The sequence below is a fragment of the Sphingobium quisquiliarum P25 genome, assembly GCF_000445065.1.
In the GTDB taxonomy this organism is placed as follows: domain Bacteria; phylum Pseudomonadota; class Alphaproteobacteria; order Sphingomonadales; family Sphingomonadaceae; genus Sphingobium; species Sphingobium quisquiliarum.
In genome coordinates this window covers 1-4738 of sequence record NZ_ATHO01000065.1, presented here as the reverse complement: position 1 = coordinate 4738, position 4738 = coordinate 1, and the positions used below count along the sequence as shown (strand labels likewise).

Sequence of the window (4738 nt, the reverse complement as noted above, 5' to 3'; positions counted from 1 at the left end):
GCCTCTCCCCCTATACCAAGACGACTATAATAGTCGTTTTCATGGCGTATAGCGTCCGGCTGGTGAACTTGATCGCGCATGACCACATCCCGCCAGGTGCGGGCCGCTCGCGCGCTTCTCAATTGGACCCAGGAGATGCTTGCCGACGAGGCCCTTGTTGCGTTGACTGCGCTTAAACGCCTCGAATCCGAGAATAAGCTGCCCGTGCGTGAGGATACCCGTCATCAGGTGGTCAAGGCGCTGGAGGACGCGGGCATCGTCTTCCTTGACTCGGAACGCGGCGAAGGAGTCATGCTGGTGCGCGGCGAGGCGGAGAAATCGCCAAAGTAGTGAGTGCCGATAGCCGCGGAGTTATACTCGCGCCCTCATGCGGGCATAGCAAGGACGGTGCGATTACTTCGGTTCATTAGGGTGTATATTTGGTAAATCAGCAGGCGCAGGGGGCTATGGCTGAAAGCGGAACGAGGCGATGGCGATAGCCGCTTTCGAGGATTGCGCCCCCGACGGGCCTCATGTCACCGACTATGATGAGCGCCATCATCGGACCTATTGGCGGCTGCTCGATGCGGCCGACGAAAATGCCGATTGGCGCGAAGCCGTCCGCATCATCTTCGGGATCGACCCTGCCGCCGAACCGGAACGCGCCCGCTGCGTCTATGACTCGCATCTCGCCCGCGCGCGCTGGATGACCGAGACCGGCTATCGGCACTATCTGCGCCCGCCGCGGAACTGAGCGCGGCCTCGGACCACACGGCGGCGCCGGAAAATCCGTTCAAAACGCTGACTTGAATCCGCTATGCGCCCGCGTGCCCGGCAGGACTTCTCCAAGGTCGCACGGCTGAGAACATCTTCCAACGCGCTCCGCAGAGGGCCATGCTTGGGAGGGTTTCGATGCCGCCTGAGAAGGACTGGCGCGCGCCCTCGGACCAGGCCGGGGACGACGCGCTGCAATATTCGGACATCGCCATCGGCTATCTCAGCCGGAACGCTCGCTATCGCTCCGACTACCGCCGCGCGCTCGGCCGCGTGAAACGCGGCGCGATCTCCGCCGACAATGCGACCGCGAGCCTCGTGCGGCGCTGGGGCATCAGCTATCACACCGCGCCCGCATCCGCCTTCGATCCCAGGCTGGCGGTCGCGCGGCCCGACCTGTCACCGGCTAATATCGTCGTCGCACCCGCGCTTGCCGGGATCGGTGCGGAACCTCTCGACGTGCGGGCGCTGGGCGACGTTCGCGCGCGGATCAGGATAGGCGACTTCATTCATGTCATCCTCGCCGATCCCGATGGAGACGAGCATCTGTGCGTGTGCGGTTCGTGCCAGGGACCGATGGCCGTGATGCTGCCGATCGGACCCGATCCCTTTGCACGCCTCGCGTCGGCCGAACGCCTGTGCCGCCGCCTCAACGGCATGGCGGCCGGGCCACCGGCGCTGCGCCCGCCACCGTTCCGGCGCGAACATCTCCTGACCCTGCTGCAAGTGCTCGACGGCCACGAGGCAGGTGCCACTCAGCGCGAGCTGGCCGCCTCGCTGATCCATCGCAAGGTCCGCCGCTACAGCGCCGCCGAATGGGTTGAAAGCAAGGAGCGCAAGCGCATCCGCCGCTGGCTGGCCGAAGCCGTCGAGCTGCGGGACGGCGGCTATATCCGTCTGCTGCGCGGCGGCTGACAGGGGACATTTCCTGCCCCCTCGGCGCTGTCCCTTCTTCGCATAGGGGCTTTTTCGCCACGATCGCCTCCTGTCCGCCGGCCCTCTTTTCCGGGGCCGGTCATCATCAGGAGGATCATCATGGCCGAGCCTGTCGCCGCCGCAACGCCACGCTATCTCAAGACGCCCGACGCGGCGATCCATCTCGGCCTCTCGGCGCGCACCCTCGAAAAGCATCGCTGCTATGGCACCGGCCCCGTGTTCCGCAGGCTCGGCGGCCGCATCGTCTATGCGATCGACGACCTTGATGCCTGGGCCGCGCTCGGCACCCGGCGCTCCACGTCCGATCCCGGCAATGGCGTCGTCCATCCCGCCAAGCGCCTGCCCACAGATTGTGTGCGCCGCTGAGCGCCGATGCCCACCGCGCCCTCCCTTTGCGGCCGTTCCAGCACCGAACGCACGCAGCTTGAGCTGTTCCGTTCGGTGCCCGGCGACCTCGCGGCCCGCGACGCGCAGGACTTGATGGCCTGGCCATTCTTCAGCCTCGCGAAGACCCGCCGCACCGCGCCCATCGACTTCCGCATGGGCGCGACATGGATCTCGGTCGAGGCGGTCCCCGAGCATGGCATGGCGACTATTTGGGATGCCGACGTGCTGATATGGGCGGCGAGCCAGCTCATCGAGGCGCGCGATGCCGGGCGGCCGACCTCGCGCCTCATGGTGACGACGCCGCACGAGATACTGGCGTTCACGCGGCGCGGCACCGGCAAGGCGAGCTACGAGCGGCTGAAAGCCGCGCTCGACCGCCTACAATCCACCACCGTCGCCACTTCGATCCGGCAGCAGCACCAGCGCCGTCGCCATCGTTTCTCATGGATTAACGAATGGCGCGAGCTGGCGGACGGCCAGGGGCGCGCGCTCGGGATCGAGCTGATCCTGCCCGACTGGTTCTATGCCGGCGTGCTCGACCGCGCGCTCGTGCTGACCATCGACCGCGCCTATTTCGACCTCACCGGCGGGCTGGAACGCTGGCTCTACCGCATCGTGCGCAAGCATGGCGGACGGCAGCAAGGCGGCTGGAGCTTCGACGTTGCGCACCTTTATCTCAAATCCGGCGTGCTCTCGCCGCTGCGCCGGTTCGCGTTCGAGCTGCGCGCCATCGTCGCGCGCCAACCGCTCCCCGGCTACGTCCTCACGCTTGAACATGCGCTCGGCCGAGACCGGCTCAACTTCACTCCCGTCCCCGTCGATCCGTTCGACGCCGCCATGCGCCGCGTCGGCCTCAAGCCTGTGGAGAACTGGCCATGAGGTTCGGACTATCGGGAACAGCCGGATTCGGACGATCAGGAACGCCGGACACGGACTATCGGGAACGCGCAGGCTTCGCAAACCCGCAGAAATCCTCGCGGAATCGACCCCCTTCTAACGATGCTAATAGAAAAGAATCCTTCGGATTCTTGCTAACGGCGCGCGCGGCGGTGGACGACGCTGCCAGCCAGCACGCGCGGCACACCCCCGGAGACCTCCCATGATCGACGACCGGCCCTCCGCCGTGCACGGTGGCGGCGCGTTCAGCGCGCTCGCCCGCGACGGCCTCACCCATGTCGAGCTGACCTGGATCGAGAAGAAGCTGGAGCACTGGATACGCTTCGGCCGGATCGCCCAGGACCGCATCCTGACGCGGCGAACCCGCGTCGTCGGCTTCCGTCCGGGCGCCGTCTTCGCGTTCGTGCGCTGGGCGTCGAACGACTTCGGCACGGTCATCTCGCGCATCGACGTGGTGCGCGCGGTCGCGCCCAACGAACCCTATGCGACGCTGCCGTTCGTGCGGCCGGGCGGCGACATCCTGCTCAAGATCGACGGCTGGGCCAAGGTCCAGCAGGTGCTCGCCGCGATCGACGCGGTGGAGGCGGCCGGCGTCGATCCCTGCGACGCGGCGGCCGATCACTGGCGGCACGTCCACAACCGTATCGCCGCCGGCCAGCAGCCGCGCCTCTATACGGCGGAGCGCCATCGCGCCTGGCTCAAGCGCCGGGAGATCGAGGGATGAGGCGCCAACACTATCTCATGGCGACCGTGTTTGCCGCGACGACCTTTGCAGGGCTGTCCGCTGTCGTGGCGATCGTCGCGCCACCCCCGCTCGCCATCTGGAACGCCAGCGCCAGCGCGCCGATCGGGCTTTACCGCATCCATCCCGACCGCGATCCACCCATAGGCGCGCTGGTCGCCATCGCGCCGCCTGAACGGCTTTCCCGCTGGCTGTCGGCGCGCGGCTATCTGCCCGAGGGCGTGCCGCTGTTGAAGCATGTCGCGGCCAAGGCCGGACAGCGCGTTTGCCGGATCGGCGCCGTGGTGAGCGTCGATGTGCGGCGCGTCGCCATCGCCCGCGCGCGTGACGGCCAGGGCCGTCCGCTGCCGGTCTGGCAGGGGTGCCGCACGCTGCAACCGGGCGAGCTGCTGCTGCTCAATCCCGCCCATCCCGACAGTCTGGACGGCCGCTACTTCGGCCCGCTGCCGGCCTCCGCCGTCATCGGACGCGCCACGCCGCTCTGGCTGCGAGCACCGTCCCAATCGCCTTCCACCCCTGAAGCCAAGGAGATCGGCCATGCAAACGAATATCTTTGAATCCACCGCCGACGGCTATGCCGGCCGCGTTCGGCTGTTCGGCATCAACGAGGCGATCGTGCTTGTCGCGCTCGATCCGAGCGATGCCGAAAACGCGCCCGACTACCGCGTTCACCTCGACGACGAGGACGGCCCCGATGTCGGCGGCGCGTGGAAACGGGTCGGCGAACGCGCCGGCAACTACATCGCGCTGGAAATCGACAGCCCGCTTTTCCCGGTGCCGTTCCGGCCGGTGCTGTTCCGCGCTGATGATGATGGGCGGACGTTCCGGCTGTCGTGGAAACGCCCCCGGCCGCGCGACGATCGGAGCTGATCGGTGCCTTCCCCGATCATCCCTCTGTTCGCGGAAAAGCCGTCTCATCCCTCCGTCCCGCTCGGTCGCAGGCCGGCCGGCGCGCGCAGCGAAGGTCAAGGGCGGCCCCCGGCCGGCGCATCGCGCGCACCCTTTACCGGAGCGAGCACGCTG

The 4738-nt window shown here is 67.5% G+C and carries 8 protein-coding genes; all 8 read left to right on the top strand.

The genetic code is table 11. The annotated features are described in order from the left end of the window. Nucleotides 1-78 precede the first annotated feature (78 nt). The 8 genes from L288_RS29505 (at nt 79) to L288_RS29470 (ending at nt 4585) form a co-directional block, all read left to right on the top strand. Nucleotides 79-330 carry a helix-turn-helix domain-containing protein gene (locus L288_RS29505; RefSeq protein WP_021237785.1) on the top strand — a complete coding sequence of 84 codons (252 nt, stop codon included), beginning with the start codon at nt 79-81 and terminating at the stop codon, nt 328-330. 139 nt (nt 331-469) lie between these two features. Beyond that, nucleotides 470-733 carry a DUF2285 domain-containing protein gene (locus L288_RS29500; RefSeq protein ID WP_021237784.1) on the top strand — a complete coding sequence of 88 codons (264 nt, stop codon included), beginning with the start codon at nt 470-472 and terminating at the stop codon, nt 731-733. Between the two features lie 158 nt (nt 734-891). Continuing rightward, on the top strand, nt 892-1668 hold the full coding sequence (locus L288_RS29495; protein ID WP_021237783.1) for a DUF2285 domain-containing protein: 777 nt from the start codon (nt 892-894) through the stop codon (nt 1666-1668). A 120-nt stretch (nt 1669-1788) separates the two neighbouring features. After that, a complete protein-coding gene (locus L288_RS29490; RefSeq protein WP_007405993.1) occupies nt 1789-2055 on the top strand; it encodes a helix-turn-helix transcriptional regulator in 267 nt (88 codons plus the stop codon). 6 nt (nt 2056-2061) lie between these two features. After that, on the top strand, nt 2062-2955 hold the full coding sequence (locus L288_RS29485) for a replication initiator protein A (RefSeq protein WP_021237782.1): 894 nt from the start codon (nt 2062-2064) through the stop codon (nt 2953-2955). Between the two features lie 220 nt (nt 2956-3175). Then, a complete protein-coding gene (locus L288_RS29480; RefSeq protein WP_021237781.1) occupies nt 3176-3697 on the top strand; it encodes a DUF2840 domain-containing protein in 522 nt (173 codons plus the stop codon). After that, a complete protein-coding gene (locus L288_RS29475) occupies nt 3694-4272 on the top strand; it encodes a S26 family signal peptidase (RefSeq protein ID WP_031304208.1) in 579 nt (192 codons plus the stop codon). The genes L288_RS29480 and L288_RS29475 overlap by 4 nt, the downstream gene beginning before the upstream one ends. Then, nucleotides 4253-4585: a DUF736 domain-containing protein gene (locus L288_RS29470; RefSeq protein ID WP_021237779.1), complete on the top strand. Its 333-nt coding sequence runs from the start codon at nt 4253-4255 to the stop codon at nt 4583-4585. Before L288_RS29475 ends, L288_RS29470 begins: the two co-directional genes overlap by 20 nt. The last annotated feature ends 153 nt before the right edge of the window (nt 4586-4738 follow it).

Excerpts from the sequence above, each read along its gene's own strand:
- L288_RS29505 (WP_021237785.1), top strand. The coding sequence starts at position 79 with ATGACCACATCCCGCCAGGTGCGGGCCGCTCGCGCGCTTCTCAATTGG.
- L288_RS29500 (WP_021237784.1), top strand. The coding sequence starts at position 470 with ATGGCGATAGCCGCTTTCGAGGATTGCGCCCCCGACGGGCCTCATGTC.
- L288_RS29495 (WP_021237783.1), top strand. The coding sequence starts at position 892 with ATGCCGCCTGAGAAGGACTGGCGCGCGCCCTCGGACCAGGCCGGGGAC.
- L288_RS29490 (WP_007405993.1), top strand. The coding sequence starts at position 1,789 with ATGGCCGAGCCTGTCGCCGCCGCAACGCCACGCTATCTCAAGACGCCC.
- L288_RS29485 (WP_021237782.1), top strand. The coding sequence starts at position 2,062 with ATGCCCACCGCGCCCTCCCTTTGCGGCCGTTCCAGCACCGAACGCACG.
- L288_RS29480 (WP_021237781.1), top strand. The coding sequence starts at position 3,176 with ATGATCGACGACCGGCCCTCCGCCGTGCACGGTGGCGGCGCGTTCAGC.
- L288_RS29475 (WP_031304208.1), top strand. The coding sequence starts at position 3,694 with ATGAGGCGCCAACACTATCTCATGGCGACCGTGTTTGCCGCGACGACC.
- L288_RS29470 (WP_021237779.1), top strand. The coding sequence starts at position 4,253 with ATGCAAACGAATATCTTTGAATCCACCGCCGACGGCTATGCCGGCCGC.